The sequence below is a fragment of the Pseudomonadales bacterium genome (genome assembly GCA_024234165.1).
Taxonomy (GTDB): domain Bacteria; phylum Pseudomonadota; class Gammaproteobacteria; order Pseudomonadales; family UBA5518; genus UBA5518.
In genome coordinates this window covers 771,635-789,741 of the sequence record JACKOP010000003.1, presented here as the reverse complement: position 1 = coordinate 789,741, position 18,107 = coordinate 771,635, and the positions used below count along the sequence as shown (strand labels likewise).

Annotated in this window: 14 protein-coding genes; 4 read left to right on the top strand and 10 right to left on the bottom strand. The window is 66.5% G+C overall.

From position 1 onward, the window contains the following. Positions 1–213 precede the first annotated feature (213 nt). Both H7A12_12905 and H7A12_12900 read left to right on the top strand, forming a co-directional pair. A complete protein-coding gene (locus H7A12_12905) occupies positions 214–522 on the top strand; it encodes a hypothetical protein (GenBank protein ID MCP5321704.1) in 309 nt (102 codons plus the stop codon). A gap of 176 nt (positions 523–698) precedes the next feature. Continuing rightward, a complete protein-coding gene (locus tag H7A12_12900; protein ID MCP5321703.1) occupies positions 699–1,847 on the top strand; it encodes a Fic family protein in 1,149 nt (382 codons plus the stop codon). 453 nt (positions 1,848–2,300) lie between these two features. On the opposite strand, the gene H7A12_12895 is transcribed toward H7A12_12900, so the two are convergent. The 5 genes from H7A12_12895 to H7A12_12875 form a co-directional block, all read right to left on the bottom strand. Next, the gene (locus H7A12_12895; GenBank protein MCP5321702.1) at positions 2,301–5,723 is read right to left on the bottom strand and encodes a methylmalonyl-CoA mutase family protein; all 3,423 of its coding nucleotides are present in this window, start codon (positions 5,721–5,723) and stop codon (positions 2,301–2,303) included. Between the two features lie 116 nt (positions 5,724–5,839). Next, positions 5,840–7,891, bottom strand: coding sequence for a PEP-CTERM sorting domain-containing protein (locus tag H7A12_12890; GenBank protein MCP5321701.1), 2,052 nt, complete (start codon positions 7,889–7,891; stop codon positions 5,840–5,842). Positions 7,892–8,418: 527 nt separating this feature from the next. After that, positions 8,419–9,378, bottom strand: a complete 960-nt coding sequence (locus tag H7A12_12885) for a hypothetical protein (GenBank protein ID MCP5321700.1) — start codon at positions 9,376–9,378, stop codon at positions 8,419–8,421. Between the two features lie 265 nt (positions 9,379–9,643). Continuing rightward, positions 9,644–10,831 carry a chromate transporter gene (locus H7A12_12880; protein MCP5321699.1) on the bottom strand — a complete coding sequence of 396 codons (1,188 nt, stop codon included), beginning with the start codon at positions 10,829–10,831 and terminating at the stop codon, positions 9,644–9,646. Continuing rightward, on the bottom strand, positions 10,828–11,814 hold the full coding sequence (locus H7A12_12875) for a chromate resistance protein (protein ID MCP5321698.1): 987 nt from the start codon (positions 11,812–11,814) through the stop codon (positions 10,828–10,830). Before H7A12_12875 ends, H7A12_12880 begins: the two co-directional genes overlap by 4 nt. A gap of 156 nt (positions 11,815–11,970) precedes the next feature. On the opposite strand from H7A12_12875, the gene H7A12_12870 reads away from it, so the two are divergent. After that, entirely contained in the window at positions 11,971–12,129 is a 159-nt protein-coding gene (locus H7A12_12870) for a hypothetical protein (GenBank protein MCP5321697.1), read from the top strand. Between the two features lie 38 nt (positions 12,130–12,167). Then, positions 12,168–12,650, top strand: coding sequence for a nuclear transport factor 2 family protein (locus H7A12_12865; GenBank protein ID MCP5321696.1), 483 nt, complete (start codon positions 12,168–12,170; stop codon positions 12,648–12,650). A gap of 6 nt (positions 12,651–12,656) precedes the next feature. On the opposite strand, the gene eda is transcribed toward H7A12_12865, so the two are convergent. The 5 genes from eda to phoU all read right to left on the bottom strand — a co-directional run bounded on the left by eda (position 12,657) and on the right by phoU (position 18,096). Next, positions 12,657–13,280 carry a bifunctional 4-hydroxy-2-oxoglutarate aldolase/2-dehydro-3-deoxy-phosphogluconate aldolase gene (gene eda / locus H7A12_12860; GenBank protein MCP5321695.1) on the bottom strand — a complete coding sequence of 208 codons (624 nt, stop codon included), beginning with the start codon at positions 13,278–13,280 and terminating at the stop codon, positions 12,657–12,659. 28 nt (positions 13,281–13,308) lie between these two features. Continuing rightward, positions 13,309–15,138: a phosphogluconate dehydratase gene (locus tag H7A12_12855; protein MCP5321694.1), complete on the bottom strand. Its 1,830-nt coding sequence runs from the start codon at positions 15,136–15,138 to the stop codon at positions 13,309–13,311. A 237-nt stretch (positions 15,139–15,375) separates the two neighbouring features. Further along, a complete protein-coding gene (phoR, locus tag H7A12_12850; protein ID MCP5321693.1) occupies positions 15,376–16,689 on the bottom strand; it encodes a phosphate regulon sensor histidine kinase PhoR in 1,314 nt (437 codons plus the stop codon). Position 16,690: 1 nt separating this feature from the next. Further along, positions 16,691–17,380, bottom strand: coding sequence for a phosphate regulon transcriptional regulator PhoB (gene phoB, locus H7A12_12845; protein ID MCP5321692.1), 690 nt, complete (start codon positions 17,378–17,380; stop codon positions 16,691–16,693). A 5-nt stretch (positions 17,381–17,385) separates the two neighbouring features. Next, on the bottom strand, positions 17,386–18,096 hold the full coding sequence (gene phoU / locus H7A12_12840) for a phosphate signaling complex protein PhoU (GenBank protein ID MCP5321691.1): 711 nt from the start codon (positions 18,094–18,096) through the stop codon (positions 17,386–17,388). Positions 18,097–18,107: the final 11 nt, after the last annotated feature.

The window sequence follows — 18,107 nt, the reverse complement described above, 5'->3', positions numbered from 1 at the left end:
GCGGCTCGCCCCTGCAACCCCGTGGATCGCATCCCCATCGTACGGGCGAGCGGCGGCTCGCCCCTACAATCCGGCGGATCGCATCTCCATCGTACGGGCGGGCGGCGGCTCGCCCCTACAACCCCGCGGATCGCATCTCCATCGTACGGGCGAGCGACGGCTCGCCCCTACAACCCCGCGGATCGCATCTCCATCGAGCAGCGGTGTATGCCGATGCTGGGATTGAAGAGCTTCCGCCCGGCCGCGATCACGCTCACCGGCATCGAGCTTGCCCACCGCATTCGCAAGCAGCAGCACTCATTGCCGAGGGGCCTGAACGGGCGGGCCGGTTCGCTCGAGGACTCGTGGACCGCTGCGCTGGCGGGTTCCGCAGTGTCTCATCATGGCGGTGGCGAGCAGTGTTCGCCAATGCACCAAAACTCAGGCACTGACCTTGATTGGCCGCGCGAGCGACCGCGCATCGCCGGCCAGGTTCGATTCCCGCGCAAGATCTTTTTCGTCGAAAATAGTCACCGTGAGTGACGGAAATGACGGGTCTGCAAACCGTTTCGACCGCATAATCGGTTACAGTACCGGCCAAATACACCCGGTTGGTAATGACAAGTCACTGTTTATAAGAATAATATTCCGGCCATGGAACCGGCCAGACTCTATGCAATGACGGGCAAGTCTTGACCCCCGCCGCCGCCGAGCCGTTCATGCCGGCCGAGGGCACGGCCGTGCTCGAGAACCTGGCCTTCGACCTGGCCCGGGAGGCCAGCGAGCTATCGGCCCAGCTGCATCCGGTGGTTCGGCTGTCGGTCGCCGATCTGGTGCGGTCGATGAACTGCTACTACTCGAACCTCATCGAGGGCCACAACACCCATCCGCGCGACATCGATCGCGCCTTGGCGGCGGACTATTCCAGCGACCCGCATCACCGCGATTTGCAGTTCGAAGCGCGAGCCCACATCGAAGTGCAGCAGATGATCGACGCGCGTGTGGGCGGCACGCCGCGACCGCCCGCATCGCTTGCATTCATCGAGTGGACGCATCGGGAATTCTGCAAGCGGTTGCCCGAGAGCCTGCTGGTTGTCGAGAACCCAGACACGAAGGAACGCATTCCGGTCGTTCCCGGACAGCTTCGCTCCCGCACGGTCGCGGTGGGTCGGCATGTTGCGCCTTCGGCCGAGGATCTCCCGTCGTTCATGCGCAGGTTCGGGGAAGCCTACGATGCGGCCCGCTTGAGCAAGCCGCGTCAGGTGATCGCCGTTGCGGCAGCTCATCATCGGTTCCTATGGATCCATCCCTTCCTCGACGGCAACGGTCGTGTCGCGCGTCTGATGTCGCACGCGATGTTGCTGGAGATCGGAATCGGCTCCGCGCTCTGGTCCGTGTCGCGCGGACTGGCGCGCAGCTCGGGCGAGTACAAGCGTCTCCTCATGGCGGCGGATGAACCGCGTCGGAACGATCTCGATGGGCGAGGAGCGCTGTCCCAGGAGGCGCTGATCGAGTTCTGCCGATTCTTCCTGGAGACCTGTCTCGATCAAGTCCGCTACATGCGCGAGCTGCTCGACCCATCCGAGATTCAGCGCCGCATGGAGCTGTACGTGCGTGATGAGGAAGGTGCGGAGCGGCTGCCGAAGCGCAGCTTCGCGGTTCTGCGCGAGGCGCTCCTCTCGGGTGAGCTGGAGCGCGGCCGCATCCCTCAGCTGATCGACACGAGCGAACGCACTGCGCGTCGCGTGATCTCCGCGCTGATCGAGAAGCGCTTGCTCGTCTCGGGTTCGCACAAGGCGCCATTGCGACTGGGCTTCCCGATCGACGTCGTCGAGCGCTGGTTCCCGAAGCTCTATCCGGTGACCTGAGAGCAATGTCAGGGCTTCGCGCAACGGAGGGATGCCAGGTGCGTGATCCAGGGTCGCGTTCGCCGAGGCGTCCAACGGATCTCGCGCCTCTTGTGGGCGCTTGTCATGTTTCCGGCGATCGCACTGGCTGGTCGGATTTGAAGCGCAGATTCAGGGTGCCGAGACCGAGACGCGGGATGGCCACAGTTCGACCAGTCTTGGAATAGGCGCGATTTACCGGCTCACGACATCCCTGAGGCTCCTCGGAAGAGCGGGCCCGACGTTTGAGCATGACGGCGGTCCCGTGACGCCCGAGGCGCGTGTCCTCACCATGCTCGAGCAGTTTGCCGGCGTGGGGCACCCGTCGCCCCTACAACCCCGCAGATCGCATCCCCATCGTACGGGCGAGCGGCGGCTCGCCCCTACAACCCCGCGGATCGCATCTCCATCGTACGGGCGAGCGGCGGCTCGCCCCTACATATTGCGGCGGTAGACCCCGCCCACCTCGTACAGCGCCTGGCTGATCTGCCCGAGTGATGCCACCTTCACGGTCTGCATCAATTCGGCGAACAGGTTGCCGCGCCGAATCGCGACCTCCTGCAGTCGCGCCAGCGCTGCCGGCGCCTCGGCCGCGTGCCGAGCGTGGAATGCGGCGAGGTTGTCGATCTGCTGGCGCTTTTCCTCATCCGAAGAGCGCATCAGCGCGCGCCCCTCGATCTTCTCCTCCTGCCCCGGCGGCGGCAGGAAGGTGTTCACGCCGATCAGCGGCAGCGAACCGTCGTGCTTGCGACTCTCGTAGTACTGGCTCTCGTCCTGGATCTTCGAGCGCTGGTACATGGTGTCCATCGCGCCCAGCACGCCGCCGCGTTCGCTGAGGCGATCGAACTCCTGGTACACCGCCGCCTCGACCAGATCGGTCAGCTCCTCGACGATGAACGAGCCCTGCCACGGGTTCTCGCAGAAGTTCAGTCCCAGCTCGCGATTGATGATGAGCTGGATCGCCACCGCACGGCGCACGCTCTCCTCGGTCGGCGTGGTGATCGCCTCGTCGTAGGCGTTGGTGTGCAGGCTGTTGCAGTTGTCGAACAGCGCGTACAGCGCCTGCAGCGTGGTGCGGATGTCGTTGAAGCTCATCTCCTGCGCGTGCAGGCTGCGCCCCGAGGTCTGCACGTGGTACTTCAGCATCTGGCTGCGGGCACTTGCCCCGTAGCGCTCCTTCATCGCGCGCGCCCAGATACGCCGCGCCACGCGCCCGATCACGGTGTACTCCGGGTCCATGCCGTTCGAGAAGAAGAACGACAGGTTCGGCGCGAAGTCGTCGATCGCCATCCCGCGCGCCAGGTAGTACTCGACGATCGTGAAGCCGTTGGCGAGCGTGAACGCGAGCTGCGAGACCGGGTTCGCGCCGGCCTCGGCGATGTGATAGCCGCTGATCGACACGCTGTAGTAGTTCTTCACCGCGCTCGCGATGAAGAACTCCTGCACGTCGCCCATCATCGTCAGCGCGAAGCCGGTGCTGAAGATGCAGGTGTTCTGTGCCTGGTCCTCCTTCAGGATGTCGGCCTGCACGGTGCCACGTACGCTCTCCAGCGTACGCCTCCTGATCATGGCGTAGGTCTCGGCGTCGACGAACTGCTCACCGCTGATACCGAGCAGCCCGAGTCCGAGGCCGTCGTTTCCCTCGGGCAACGCACCGTCGTAGCGCGGGCGTGCAGCGCCTGCGAACAACGCGTCGATCTTCGCCTGCGCGGCCTCCCACTGCCCGCTCTGCCTCAGGTGTTTCTCGACCTGCTGGTCGATTGCTGCATTCATGTAGAACGCCAGGATCATTGGCGCCGGACCGTTGATCGTCATCGACACCGAGGTCCTCGGATCGCACAGATCGAAACCCGAATACAGCTTCTTCAGATCGTCGACGGTCGCGATCGACACTCCGGAGTTGCCGATCTTGCCGTAGACATCGGGGCGTGACTGCGGGTCCTCGCCGTAGAGCGTGACCGAGTCGAAGGCGGTCGAGAGCCGGTTTGCCGGTTGACCGCGAGCCACGAAATGAAAGCGACGATTGGTGCGCTCGGGGGTACCCTCGCCGGCGAACATGCGTGTCGGGTCCTCGCCCTCGCGCCGGTACGGGAACACGCCTGCCGTGTAGGGGTAGTAACCCGGGAGGTTCTCCTGACGCAGGAACGCGAGCAGCCCACCCCAGCTCGCGTGATCCGGCGCGCCTATCTTCGGAATCTGCAGCCGACTCAGGCTCTCGCGATAGTTGTCGCCACGGATATCGCTGCCGCGCACGGTGTAGCTGTACTGCGGCGTGCGGATGCCTGCCCGACGCTCCGGCCAGCCGCGCAGCAGTTCGAGCGAATCCGCGTCCAGCTCCTCGAGCGTCGCCTGGTAACGCTGGCGCAGCACACGCAGGCTGTTGTCGGCGTCTGCAGCGGTGAGCGCCTGCGGCGCGTAGGCTGCCAGCGGCGCGGGCAACAGCGGATCGGCCAGTTCGGACAACGCCTGGTACAGGTGCTGGGCACGGTCGGCAAGCTCCGCCTGCGTACCGGTGCGCGCGTTCAATTCTCGCCCCTGCTCGGCGATCTCCGCGAGGTAGCGCGTGCGCGCAGCCGGAATCAGCGCCACCGCCTTCGGCTCGCGCAGCGTGATGTCGATCGCTGGGGTCCACTCGGTCGGGTCGAGTTCGAGCTTCCGTGCGATGCGTGTGCACAGCTCGTGGAACACCCAGTTCATGCCCGGGTCGTTGAACTGGCTCGCGATCGTGGCGAACACCGGAACCTGCTCTTCGGGCAGCGTGAACGCCTGGTGGTTGCGCCGCCACTGCTTGCGCACGTCCCGCAGCGCATCCTCGGCGCCGCGTCGATCGAACTTGTTCAGCACGATCAGATCGGCAAAGTCGATCATGTCGATCTTCTCGAGCTGGCTCGCGGCACCGTATTCGCTGGTCATCACGTAGACCGACAGATCGACCAGGTCGACGATCTCGGAGTCGCTCTGGCCGATGCCGGCGGTTTCGATCAGCACCAGGTCGAAGCCGAGCGACTGCAGGAACAGCGCCACATCGCCGAGCATTTCGCTGGTCGCGAGGTGCTGGCGGCGCGTGGCCATCGAGCGCATGTAGATACGTGAGGAATCAAGACTGTTCATGCGGATGCGATCACCGAGCAGCGCACCCCCGGTACGCCGGCGTGTCGGGTCCACCGCAAGCACCGCGATGCGCAACTGCGGAAAATGGCGCAGGAAACGCGCCAGCAGCTCGTCGGTCACGCTGCTCTTGCCGGCACCGCCGGTGCCGGTGACGCCGACCACCGGGGCCCTTGCACCACGCGCGCGCCATGTCTCCCGCAACCGCGCGAGCTCGTCGGCATCGAAAGCACCTGACTCTATCGACGACACCATGCGCGCCACGGCGATCTCGTCGTCGATGCCGATCGCCTGCGGATCGACCGGCGGGCGGCGCCCTGCTTCGGTACGCCGGATCAGGTCATCGATCATGCCGGGGAGGCCCAGCTCCATGCCGTCGCGCGGGTGGTAGATGCGCTCCACCCCGAGCGCCTGCAACTCGGCGATTTCCTCCGACGTGATCGTGCCACCGCCCCCACCGAAGACGCGGATGTGCGCAGCACCGTTCTCGCGCAACATCTCGACCATGTAGCGGAAGAACTCCATGTGCCCGCCCTGGTACGAGCTCACCGCGATGCCATCGGCGTCTTCCTGCAGCGCAGCGCGCACGATCTCGCGCACCCCCCGGTTGTGGCCGAGGTGGATCACCTCGGCACCGTGTGCCTGGATCAGGCGGCGCATCAGGTTGATCGCCGCGTCGTGCCCGTCGAACAGCGAGGCGGCCGTCACGAAGCGCAGCGGCGCTGCGGAGCGAGTGAATGGATCGTGCATCGATGTTCCTCTGCCGGAGTGCCGCTCATGGTGCATTACGAAGGCACAAAAATCGACGCACGGACGAGTGGAGCGACGCACAATGCGCGTCGCCGTGTACAGTCACGAAAAAGCTCTCACGCGAATCCGCGCCCTCCCGTCGCCTGCCTAGACAGCAGGACGGCGCAGCGTGCTTCCTTTGCCAGCACCACCCAAGGGCGCCGCAGCACCAGGACCGCGAGCCCGAAACCGAGCAGCAGCACCGAAGCGGGCTCGGGTGCCGGCGCGGTCTCCAGCCGCTGCGTGCCGACCGCGGCGAACATCGCCGCCGCATCGCGCGCGAACTGCTCGTCGTCCAGCCCCGCGCCGAGTTCGAGCCGCGGGTCATCGAGCGTGGTCAGCGCACTGAGGAAGGTCTCGCGCCCCTCGTCGTCGAGCAGGCGCATTGCGCTCTCGCTCCACTGTCCGCCCCGCGGGCCGGCAGCCAGGGCGAACTGCAGCCGCTCGGCCAGTTCCTGCCGCACCGACGGCGCACAGCCGTCGGGCTCGAACAGGCAGGGCGGCAGCGGCGCGGCACCCAGGTCGAAGCTGCCGGTGAAGCGGGTCTGTGCCAGCGCCTCGCAGTCCGGCGTCGTGCGCGTGCCGCACAGCGCACTGCCGTTGGCATCGACCCATTTCGCGGCATCGAGGGCGCCGAGCGTGGCGAACTGCTCTGGCTCGAAGGCCAAGGGCAGCTCGGGCAGCTTGAACAGCATGTTGAAGTACAGCCCCCCGAGGTCGGCCACACTGGTGGCGAAGCTCGCCTGATGCAGAGGGATCGAGCCGATCGGCACGCTCACCGACTCGGGCCCGAACAGCGGGCCGATGCCGCCGAGCGTCGTGCTGGCCTTCAGCGCCTCGAGGCTGAGCTTGGCCATCACCTGCAGCTCGAGTTCGTTCTGCACCACCAGCATCATGCCGAAGCGGGCCTCGCCGCCCAGCAGGCTGGCGCCGGTGTTGCGCAGCGAGACGCTCTCACCGAGGTTGAAGCTCAGGCTCTGGGTCGGCGCACCGTACTGCTCGACGCCGCCGCTGTTGCCCAGGTACTTCTGCACCGGGCTGGCGAAGTCGAGCGTGACGGTCGGCACGGTCTGCACGTTGACCCGCTGCTTGAGCAGCGTGTCGAAACCGGCGGACGATTCGATCAGCGCGTAGCTCGCACCGATGTGTTCGCCCAGCGCGTCGAAACCGACCTCGCCGCTGATCGGCACACCGGTGAGCTCGCGCACCAGTTCGTCGATGCCGAGCTCGACCTTGGCCACACGATCCTGCGCCTGGGTCTGCAACAGGCCGCCCAGCCCGCTGGGCGCGAGCGTCTTGTCCTGGGCGTCGAGCTTGGGCAGCCGCAACTCGTACTTGATGATGCCGTTCAGCGCCTCGCCGACCGGAGTGACCTGCTGGTCGAGCACCTTGAACTTGCCGTCGCCGTTGCGGTTGACCGACCCCAGCTCCCAGCGCTGCGCGAAGCCCAGCGGCGGCGTGCTGTCCGACACGCAGACGCCCACGCAGAGCTTGCCGCTGACGCTGGCGCCGAGTTCGCCGATCAGGTCGGCATAGGCCTGCACCGTCGGCCCGTGCGTGGCCAGCAGCGTCGTCACCGGCTTGCTGCCGCTGCCGGGTTGATTCAGCGTCTTGACGCTCGAGGTCCAGGACGTGCCGATCGTGAACGTCGAACCGAGCGTGGGCACGCCGCCGCCGGTGGCGTCGTAGGGCAGGTCGAGCGTCGCACGCAGCGGCACGCGTACGTCGAGCGTGCCGCCGCCGGCGCGCAACTGGTACTCGGTACCGAACTTGCCCCAGCCGCCGAGCGTGGCCTTCAGGCCAAAGTGGGCGCAGCCGGTCAGGCCACTCGGGTCGCAGTAGGAGGTGATGCCGCCGATGGGCTGCGACTCGTCGAAACTCAAGCCCAGGAACTTCGGGCCGGTGTCGAACACGTTGCTGGAGCCGAAGGCGCCGAGTCCGTAAGTGCCGAAGACGAAGTCGCCGACGACCTTGTCCTTCTTGAAGCCGTCGAACATGCCGACGGACGAATCGAACACCGGCTGGCCGACGACGATCGGGTCGGCTGCGGCCGCCACGCCGACGATGCCCAGGACTGCCGGCAGCCACCAACGGCGCGACAGGACGCGCCCCATGGGAAGGTGCTGCATGACACATTCCTCTCGATGTCCGTATGGCACTCATACGCGGCACCCACGGCGGCAGTCAATACCGGGGTTCGGGGAATTGCGTCCAGTCTTGACCTTGATCAAAACCAGCACACCGCGCGGCCTGACCCAAGCCATCCCGGTCTGCTGCTTCCAGGCGTAGGGGTGGCGCAGGACTTCCACACCCTGACCGGCCAGGTCGTCGGCAAGGTGGTCGAGCTGGCCGGCGGACTGGAGAGGGTGTCGCAAAACGCCGTGAAGCGCGGGACGATGCCATTGCATCGGGGGGCGTGTGCCGCAGGGATGCGGCACTCGAGCCTGCAGGGATGCATTTACGGCGTCCCACCGGTGCAAAGGGATCGTCCCGCGCTGCTCGCATCGACGATCGGAGACTTTTGCGACAGCCTCTGGATGCCAGCCTGGGCTTCTGACAACGCATCGCGATCGAACCCGGCTCGCTGCCGAGTGCGCCGGTGGCATACCGCAGCACCTGCAGTTCGTCGTCGCCGAGCGCGGCGCCCCGCCGAGACCTACCGGCTCATGGCGGCGCTCGCCGCCTTGTAGGCCTCGGCATTCCAGAACGCTCGGCCACAGGTGTCACCGCCCTGGCCGATGGCTTGCGCGTTGAAGGACACACGCTGCGCGAAGGCATCGCCGTCGACGCCGACTTCCTTGCGTGCGCCGCCGGACATCTCCGACAGCACGATCTTGCCGCCGCTGGCGTCGTAGCGCACGAAGCCCGTGGCTTCTTCCTTCAGCTTCATCATGTAGGCCGGCTTCAGGTTGCACAGCTTGGCGCCATCCCAGGCCATGTCTTCATCGCTCTGTTTCGCCGCCGTGACGGGCACGCCGACCTGCGACTGGATGGCCTTGAACTTCTCGGCGGTGTCCTGTTGCAGCCTGGCGTTGGCCGCTTGTTGTTGCTCGGCGCTCGTGCCGCCCGCTGCCGCCGCACCATTCTGTCCAGCTTGCAAGGCGGCGGCGTCACGCTCGGTCAATACGCGAGCCTGGCAGGCGATGATCTCGTTGCTGTGGGCGGCAATGTAGTCCTTCGTCATGTCAGGCGTGATGCAGCCGGTGCGATCACGGTCGTTGTAGCCGGTATCCGACCTGGCGGCGGTACCCGCCTGGGTGGGCGCGACCAGCAACCCTTGTTGGGCGAGTGAGTCGCAGTCATTGGACGTGACCACGCCGCCGCGCGTCATGATGACGGTAGGAATGGCGGCGGTGGTCACCTTCACGGTGCCGGTGGCGGGGTCGGTTCTGGCGTCACCGGGCCGCGCCAGGTCGGCGGGGCCGAGGTAACCGGTGTTGTTACCGTCGAAACAGGTCAGCCACTGACCACTTTGCAGTTGCACACGGCCGCGCACCGTGTAGTTGCCGCCCACCGCTTGCTTCAGCTGATCGAGAAAGCCCTGCGCCTGCACGGGCGTCGCGGTCGCCCCGGTCAGGGCCAAGGTGGCAAGCAAGCAATGAAAGCGAAATCCCATGACAACCTCCGTAGATGGCAAGGGGGCCTTGCCGCCATGTCACAATCGTCGTGCCCGCTGAGCGGATCGGGGAACGCTTCGCAGGATAGACGTATCAGCGCGCAATGACGAGGCACCATCCCGGTCTGTGTAGGCGCCATCCCGGTCTGCTGCTTCCAGGCGTGAGCGTGGCGCCCGAGCCACGAATTGCCAGCATCCGCCGCTTCATCGCGGGCCGAACGGCACGGGCTGGATGCGTGCGTCCATTCGCGCTCCCTTCGGTCCGCTACGCGCGGCTCGTCAGCGGATGCAGCAACAGCCCGGCGATCGCGGCGACCACGACGATGACGGGCTCGGGGATCTTCTTGAAGCGCCACAGCACGCCGACCGTGATCAGCGCCAGCGCGGCGGTAGCCAAGTCGGTGATCGAACGCCCGCCGATGACGATGACCGCCCCGGTGATCGCCCCGATCGCCGCCGCCGTCACCCCGTCGACGAAGGCGACGATACCCGGGCGCTTGCCGTGCTTCTTGAAGTACGGTGCCGGCAAGATGGTGAAGAAGTAGCAGGGAATGAACGTGGCCGCAGCCGCGACGACCGCGCCCCAGAAGCCGGAGACCAGGTAGCCGATGAAGCCGGTCGTGATCACCACCGGACCGGGCGTGATCATCGCCACGGCCACCGCGTCGACGAACTGCCGGTCGGTCAGCCAGTGGTAGTGCTGAACCACTCCGCCGTACAGGAAGGGCACGATCGCCAGGCCGCTGCCGAACACGAAGCTGCCGGCGTAGGCGAAGTACGCGCCGATCTGGCCGAGCTTGTTCCAGTCGAGCGTGTCGATCGCAAAGAAGCCCCCGATCGGCGCCACGAACGCGTTGACCGAGCCACCGGACAGCCACTTCGGCGGCGCCCGCAGGAACCAGACCAGCACGCCGGCACCCAGGAAGATCCAGACGATCTCGGACTTGGTGATCACGGTGATCGCGGCGCTGACCGAATAGATCGCCCACAGCAGTCGATCGTTGCCGATGTTCCTGGTGGTGAGCCTGTACGCGCTCATCGCGATGATGCCGATCACCGCCGCACCGACGCCATAGAAGACGGCCTGCATCCAGGCGATGCCTCCATAGGCGGCGTAGACGACGCCGATCGCGACGACCATCAGGAACGACGGCAGCACGAACGCCAGGCCGACGAGCGTCGCGCCGAGCACGCGGTAGTGCACATAGCCCAGGTAGATCGCCAACTGCGCGGCCAGCGGCCCCGGCATCAGTTGCGCCAGCGCCATGCCTTCCTTGTATTCGCTCTCGGAAATCCAGCGGCGACGCTCCACCAGATCCCGGTACATGTAGCCCACCAACGCCACCGGGCCGCCGAAGCCCCAGGTGCCCAGCGCGAGCATGTACCGCGCGATCTGCCCCAGCGAGTAGCCGGGCCGGGAAACGGTTTCGGTCGTGACGGCGGTTTCGGTCATCGGGCGCTGGGCCTCTCGCCCGTGTGTTGTGCTTCGCGCTGGAAGTGCGCGTAGAGGGAATCGAGTACCGCACTCATCTCGATCAGCAGCGCGTCGTCATCGCTCAGGCGTTCACGCGCGCCGGCCAGGACGGCTTCGAACCCTTTCGCCTCCGGCACCGGCTCGCCGCCGACGTCCAGCACGTGCACGAGCGCGCCCAGACGCGCCAGCGCGGCGTCAGCTTCCAGGCCGAAGCTGGCCAGCAGGGTCTCGAAGGTGACCCGATCGCCGACGTGCGTAAACGTTGCGCCGTCGAAGTCGAACCCGAGCGCTCGCCTGGGAAAGTCGGACGGCCTGGCGAGCCATTGGAAGCGGGCGTCTCGGTCGATGAAGCGACGGATCAGCCACGCGCTGGCCACCCGATCCACCCACAGCCGGCGCCGCGTGGCCCAGAGGCGGCCCTGGTAGCCCGTGCGATCGAGCCGCAGGATGCCTCCCCTGGCCTCGTGCGGTTCGTCGGGTGACAGCAGGCTGTCGATACGCTTGCCGAAATCGCTCCAGCCCGCCGCCGCCTCGGCACTCGCGTCGTTCGGAAAGAAATCGATGGCGCGCAGAGCCTCGAACTCCCGCGTCAACTTGCGTTGCAGCCGCGCCAGTTCCGGTGGCCCGAGAGACGCCAGACCACGGTTGGCCTGTTTCCAGGCCTTGCCCAGTTCGGCGTAATCCTCGCTGCGATCGAACAGCTGACGGTAGACGGCGTCCTCTTCAGCGGAGCGGTGCTGCACGGCCATCAGCCAGGCGCTGCCGCCTTCACGCCGGCATTCGTCGCCCAGTTCCTGCAGGGCCTGCTCGTGATCGGGACCGGCGGGCAGCAGGTAGGCACCGTCGCGCAGCGCCATGCAGCCGAGCGCCTTGAGCCCACGCCAGACGCGCATGCGCGCCGTGGCGCTGGCGGTCGGCAAGGAGACCACCAGCAGGAGCCATGACGGTGACGCTAGTTGCATGTAGCGAATAATACATGAATGTAGAGTACGCAACATCGCACCATGGGGAATGCCCGGCGTGAGCTGACTCCCTCGCGGGCTTCTTCGTGCGCTCCGGGACGTGCACAAAAGGGCGCGCGCACCTTGTCGGCCGGCGGCTGCAGGATACCCATCGCGTTGAGCGGAACGCCGTTGTCGTCGCGCACGCCGGGCATGGTGCGGCAGTGGATCACGCGCCGTGCGACGACGTACGCCACGGTGCCCGGGCTGCTGCGCGTCAACCGCAAACCGGTTGGCGGGCTGCTGGCTTTCAAACCGCTTCCAGCCTCAGACTGAGGAAGCCCGTTTCACACCACACACGGAGAATGCAGACGATGCCGCGCGAACATTCCGCTACCGAACGCCGCAACCTCGAGTCCGTGCGCAAGCTGATGGCGCCGCCTCCCGGCTTCGACCCCTCGACCCTGTTCGCCGACGACGCCGTATGGTGGAACGGTCTGCCACGGCTGCACGCCCCCGGCGCCAGTTGCGAGCACCGCGGGATCGACGCGATCCGCGCCATCATGGGCGGATCGTCCGTGGACCGGCGCCACCTCGGTATCGACGCCTACGACCTGTCCACGGTGCGCTACGAGAACGTGATCGAGCTGGTCGACGGCGACCGTGTGGTGCGTCAGCAGACCATGTACGCGAAAACGAAGTCGGGCCGCGACTACTGCAACGTCTACTGCTTCGTGTTCGAGTTCAACGCCGACGGCAGGATCGGCTACCTCACCGAACACTGGAACACCTGGTACGCCGACCGCTTCCTGTTCGACCAGCTCACTCCCACGCCACCACGGGCCGGTGGAGGCTGAACGAACTCAGGGACGCAGGCTGGCGGCTTCCCGCGCCAGTCGCGTGATGCGCGGCCAGTCTCGCGCGTCGATCGCATCCTGCGGCGTGAGCCAGGAACCGCCGCAGACCCTGACGTTCGGCAGCTTCAGGAACTGCGGGGCCGTCTCCACGCTGATGCCGCCGGTCGGGCAGAAAGCGACGTCGGGGAACGGACCGGCTAGAGCCTTCAACAGGCTCACCCCGCCCACGACCATGGCGGGAAACAGCTTCAGGAACTGGTAACCGGCGTCGTTGGCCGCCATCACTTCGGAGGCGGTGGCCACGCCGGGCAACAGCGCCAGATCGTGCGCTCGACTCGCCTCGCCCAGGGTCTCGGTGTACCCGGGGCTCACGCCGAACCGGCAGCCGGCGTTTTTGGCTGCCGCCACGTCACCTGGCGTGCGCAGCGTGCCCGCACCAAGGATGACTTCCGGCACGCGCGCCATCCGCTCCATCGCGTGCAGCGCCACCGGGGTGCGCAGCGTCACCTCGAGCACCCTGACGCCTCCCTCCGCCAGCGCTTCGGCAAGCGGCACGGCGTCCTCCACACGGTGGATGACGATGACCGGAATGACGGGGCCATAGGCGGCGAGGCTCAGGGTCTGCAACATGTTCGAACTCCAACCATCCGCAGGAAAATCACAGCCAGCTCACGGCGCCTTCTTCGGCACGGGTGACGTTGCGGCGCAAGCCGGCGAACAGCTCACGCCCCATGCCATGGGCGTTTTCGTCGAGTTCCGCCGGGCTCAGGGTAGCGACCTCGCGCGCCTGCCACTCGGCATCGTCGACCAGGGCGTGCAGCACACCGTCGGTTACGCACACCCGCACCGTGTCACCGTCGCGCAGCTTCGCCAGCGAACCACCGGCAAGCGCCTCGGGGCTCACGTGAATGGCCGCCGGCACCTTGCCCGAGGCGCCGCTCATGCGCCCGTCGGTAACCAGCGCGACGCGAAATCCCTTGCCCTGCAGCACCGCCAGTGCGGGCGTGAGCTTGTGCAGCTCGGGCATCCCGTTCGCTCGCGGACCCTGGAAACGCACCACCACCACCACGTCGCGCTCCAGCTCGCCCGCGTCGAACGCCGCCAGCATGGCGGCCTGGGTCGTGAAGATGCGGCAAGGCGCCTCGATCGTGTGACGGTCCTCGGGAACCGCCGATGCCTTGATGACCGCGCGCCCCAGATTGCCTTCCAGCAGTTTCAACCCGCCGGTGGCGCTGAACGGAGCAGCCACCGTGCGCACGATCGTATCGTCGCCGCTCACCGGTGGCACGGGCTCGCGCTCCACCATGCCCCTGGCGTTCACATTACACGGCCACTGGGTGTATGGGCGCAGCGAGTCGCCCGCGACGGTCAGCACGTCTTCGTGCATGAGACCGGCGTCCAGCAGCTCGCGGATCACGAAACCCGGCCCACCGGCAGCCTGGAAGCCGTTCACGTCCGCGCTGCCGTTCGGATAGACGCGTGTCAGCAGCGGCACGACCCCGGACAGGGCCGAGAAGTCGCCCCAGTTGATCACGATGCCGGCCGCACGCGCGATCGCCACCCAGTGCAGCAGGTGGTTGGTCGAGCCGCCCGTGGCCAGCAGGGCGACCATCGCGTTGACGATGGCGCGCTCGTCCACGATGTGACCGATGGGGCGCGCAGCGCTGTCGGGACACCGGCCGCTGATGCGCACTGCGGTGGCCACGGCCTCGTCCGTCAGCGCCCCACGCAGGGAATCGGCCGGGTGGATGAACGCACTGCCCGGCACATGCAGACCCATCGCCTCCAGCAACATCTGGTTGCTGTTGGCGGTGCCATAGAAGGTACAGGTGCCCGGGCTGTGATAGGCGCCCTCCTCCGCAGCGAGCAGTTCGATGCGACCCACCTTGCCCTCGGCAAACAGCTCGCGGGTCCTCGCCTTCTCCGCGTTGGAAATCCCCGTGCCCATCGGGCCTGCCGGCACGAAGACACAGGGCAGATGGCCAAAATGCAGCGCACCGATCAGCAGCCCCGGTACGATCTTGTCGCACACGCCCAGCAGGAGCACCGCATCGAAGGTGTCGTGGCTCAGCGCAACGGCAGTGGACAAGGCAATGACGTCGCGCGAGAACAGGCTCAGCTCCATGCCGGGCTGGCCCTGCGTCACCCCGTCGCACATCGCCGGCGTGCCACCGGCCACCTGCGCGGTCGCACCCAGGCTGGCCGCGGTCGCGCGGATCCGCTCGGGGTAGCGCTCGTAGGGTCGATGGGCCGACAGCACGTCGTTGTAGGCGCTGACGATGCCGAGATGCGGTGGGCGCTCGGCGGCGATGCGCCGCTTGTCCTGTTCCGGCATGGCCGCAAAAGCGTGTGCCACGTTCGAACACCCCAGGCGTTCGTGCCCCCGCGGACGACCTTCGTACCTGCGCATGCGGGCCAGATAGTCGCTGCGCGTCGCCGCGCTGCGTTCACGAATGCGCTGCGTGACTTCGTTCAACACCGGGTGCATCGGAGCCTCCTGTGCGGTGGGTGCCCAACCGTGCCCATTATGCCTGCGCCGCGCCCGACCGTGACCTGCCCGTCGGCTTGCAACACTCGAGGTCGTTACAGAAATTCCCGTGGCGTCCGACGGCCTCCAGATACACCCAGCCGCACGGCGGCAGCACCGTCCGCCGGCACGCGGTCAGTGTTGACGCGGCCAAGGCACGAATCCGGCAGGAACGGCGATGCTTGACAGTATGCACCGTCAGGAAAGCATCTCGCCTGTCGCACCCTGGACGCGCCAGGCCGGGAACACCGCGCTGAACATGCTGCCTGCGCCGAAAACGGACGTAATTTCCAGAGTGGCCTGGTGGCGCAACAGACGGTGCTTGACGATGGCAAGCCCCAGACCAGTGCCACCCGAGGCGCGCGAGCGTCCGCGGTCCACACGGTAAAAGCGCTCGGCCAAGCGTGGCAGGTGCTCCTCGGGGATGCCGATACCACTGTCCTCGACGCTGAATACACCCTTGCCGTCGCGAAGCATCCAGCGCAGCACGATGCGTCCGCCCGCTGGCGTGTAGCGCACGGCGTTGCTGACAAGGTTGGAGAAGGCGCTGCGCAAGTCCTCACGGCTACCCCTGAGAAAGCCGGGCGCCGCCTCGCAACTGATCGAATGACGACCACCGGAAAGTCGCCGCGCCTCGTTCAGGAGGTCGTGAACGAGATCACGCATGTCGAGTTCTTCCTCGGCCGGCGACTGTTCCTGGTCCTCGAGCCGTGACAGCGTAAGCAGGTCGTCCACGAGGCGCAGCATGCGTCTGGCCTGGTCGTTCACCATGTTCATCTGCTGCCGCCATTCGGCCGGATCCGGGTCGGGATCGTCATGCATGTGCTCGATGAAACCGGAAATGACCGTCAGTGGCGTGCGCAATTCGTGGGAAACATTGGCGACGAAATCGCGCCGCATGGCCTCCACCCGTTCGATGTGGGAAATATCGGAACTGATCAGCAGCCTGCGGTCGGGAGCGAAACGGACCACCTCGATGGAACACGCCTTGCCCTTCTTGTCCTGCGGTCGGCAGGTCAACGACTCGCCCTCCTTCGCACCGGCGAGGAAATCCGCGAAGCCCGGAAAGCGGACCAGGTTCGCCACCACCAGGCCCACATCCCGTTCACCACGCAGACCGAGGTGCTGCTCGGCAACGCGGTTGCACCAGACGATGTGATCGTCGGTGTCGAGAAGCACCAGTCCGTCGGGGGAAGCCTCCATTGCCTGGCTGAAAACCTCCAGATCGGCCTCGATGCGGGTCCGCACCGCCCGCTCCTCGCGCAACAGGCGATAAAGCGCAGCAAAGACCGCCCCCCAGACACCAGCAGCATCGGGAATCTCGTGCTCGTCAGGCGCCTTGAGCCAGCGTGCGAGGCGACCCAACCGGAAGGCCTGCGCCAGCAGCAGCAGCACCAGTGCGGCGATGACCGTCGACAGGCCGGGTGCGGCACCAAACAGAGATCCGACGATCAGCCCCGCCAGGATGGTGACCAGCAGGCGAAGCCACAGCGCAGACCAGACCTCGTGCATGTCATCCTCGCCGCAAGGTCAGTTTGTAGCCGGCACCGCGCACCGTCTCGATCAGTTCATCGCCCTGCGGGCCGAGGGCCCGGCGCAGGCGCCGAATGTGTACATCCACCGTGCGCTCTTCGACAAAAACGTGATCGCCCCACACCTGGTCAAGTAGCTGGGCACGGCCGAAAACCCGCCCCGGATGCGCCATGAAGAAGCGCAACAGCTTGAACTCGGTCGAAGTCAGCTCGACACGCTCACCGACCACCGTCACCTCATGGGAGATCGGGTCGAGGCAGATCGGGCCGACCGTCAGCTTCGTGTCGGCCACATGCGGCGTACGCCGGCGCAGCAGCGCCCGAACGCGTGCCACCAGCTCGCGCGGGCTGAACGGCTTCACCAGGTAATCATCAGCACCGCTCTCGAGCCCGGCGACGCGATCGGCCTCCTCGCCACGGGCGGTGACCATGATGAGCGGCAGGCTGGCGGTACGGTCGGTTTCGCGCAATTTGCGCGCCAGTGTCAAGCCGGACATCTTCGGCAGCATCCAGTCAATGAGAACGACGTCAGGCAACCCGGCCCTGAGGGCTGCCTCGGCTGCCTCGGCGCTGTCCACCAGGATCGACTGCAGGCCGGCCTTCTCGAGGGTGAAGCGGATCAGCTCCTGAATGGCGGGATCGTCTTCGACGACAAGCACCCGAGCGGACATGTGCATCATTGCGCTCCATCCGGTCCGCCCTGCCCCTCGCGCACGATATGACGCACGTCGGTGCCACGCACGATGTAGATCACCTGCTCGGCGATATTCTTGGCGTGATCACCAATGCGTTCGATGGCCTTGGCGATCCAGATGATGTCGAGTGCGGTCGAGATGGTGCGCGGGTCTTCCATCATGTAGGTGACGAGCTGGCGCACGATGCCGCGGAAGGCGTCGTCGATGGTGACGTCCTCGGCGATGATGCGCTCTGCCTCGCCGGCATCCAGCCGCGCCAGGGCATCGAGCACGCGGCGCAGCATCGTCAGCGCCCGCTCGCCGGCAGGGCGTACGTCCGCGGCGTGCGGGATGCGCAGGCGGCCACGTTCATGGATCTGGCGGGACATGCGGGCGATCTTCTCCGCCTCGTCACCGGCACGCTCGAGATCGGTGACGATCTTGCTCACCGCCATGATCAGTCGCAGATCGCTCGCCGCTGGCTGGCGCTTGGCGATGACGTGGGCGCAGGCGCTGTCGATTTCGATCTCGTAGCTGTTCACACGACGGTCATTCTCGCTCACCGCCATCATCATCTCGACGTTGCCGGTTGACAGGCAGTCGATCGCGGAGATGAACTGCGACTCGATCAGCCCCCCCATCCGCAGCACGCGCGAGCGGATGGCCTCGAGATCGGAATCGTATTGTCTGGAAAGATGTTCCGCATGCGGCATCGGTGCTTCTC

What these genes read in the sequence shown, in the direction of transcription:
- phoU (MCP5321691.1), bottom strand. Translation starts at nt 18,096, where the DNA reads ATGCCGCATGCGGAACATCTTTCCAGACAATACGATTCCGATCTCGAG.
- H7A12_12905 (MCP5321704.1), top strand. Translation starts at nt 214, where the DNA reads ATGCTGGGATTGAAGAGCTTCCGCCCGGCCGCGATCACGCTCACCGGC.
- phoR (MCP5321693.1), bottom strand. Translation starts at nt 16,689, where the DNA reads ATGCACGAGGTCTGGTCTGCGCTGTGGCTTCGCCTGCTGGTCACCATC.
- H7A12_12875 (MCP5321698.1), bottom strand. Translation starts at nt 11,814, where the DNA reads ATGCAACTAGCGTCACCGTCATGGCTCCTGCTGGTGGTCTCCTTGCCG.
- H7A12_12865 (MCP5321696.1), top strand. Translation starts at nt 12,168, where the DNA reads ATGCCGCGCGAACATTCCGCTACCGAACGCCGCAACCTCGAGTCCGTG.
- H7A12_12895 (MCP5321702.1), bottom strand. Translation starts at nt 5,723, where the DNA reads ATGCACGATCCATTCACTCGCTCCGCAGCGCCGCTGCGCTTCGTGACG.
- eda (MCP5321695.1), bottom strand. Translation starts at nt 13,280, where the DNA reads ATGTTGCAGACCCTGAGCCTCGCCGCCTATGGCCCCGTCATTCCGGTC.
- H7A12_12885 (MCP5321700.1), bottom strand. Translation starts at nt 9,378, where the DNA reads ATGGGATTTCGCTTTCATTGCTTGCTTGCCACCTTGGCCCTGACCGGG.
- phoB (MCP5321692.1), bottom strand. Translation starts at nt 17,380, where the DNA reads ATGTCCGCTCGGGTGCTTGTCGTCGAAGACGATCCCGCCATTCAGGAG.
- H7A12_12880 (MCP5321699.1), bottom strand. Translation starts at nt 10,831, where the DNA reads ATGACCGAAACCGCCGTCACGACCGAAACCGTTTCCCGGCCCGGCTAC.
- H7A12_12855 (MCP5321694.1), bottom strand. Translation starts at nt 15,138, where the DNA reads ATGCACCCGGTGTTGAACGAAGTCACGCAGCGCATTCGTGAACGCAGC.
- H7A12_12900 (MCP5321703.1), top strand. Translation starts at nt 699, where the DNA reads ATGCCGGCCGAGGGCACGGCCGTGCTCGAGAACCTGGCCTTCGACCTG.
- H7A12_12890 (MCP5321701.1), bottom strand. Translation starts at nt 7,891, where the DNA reads ATGCAGCACCTTCCCATGGGGCGCGTCCTGTCGCGCCGTTGGTGGCTG.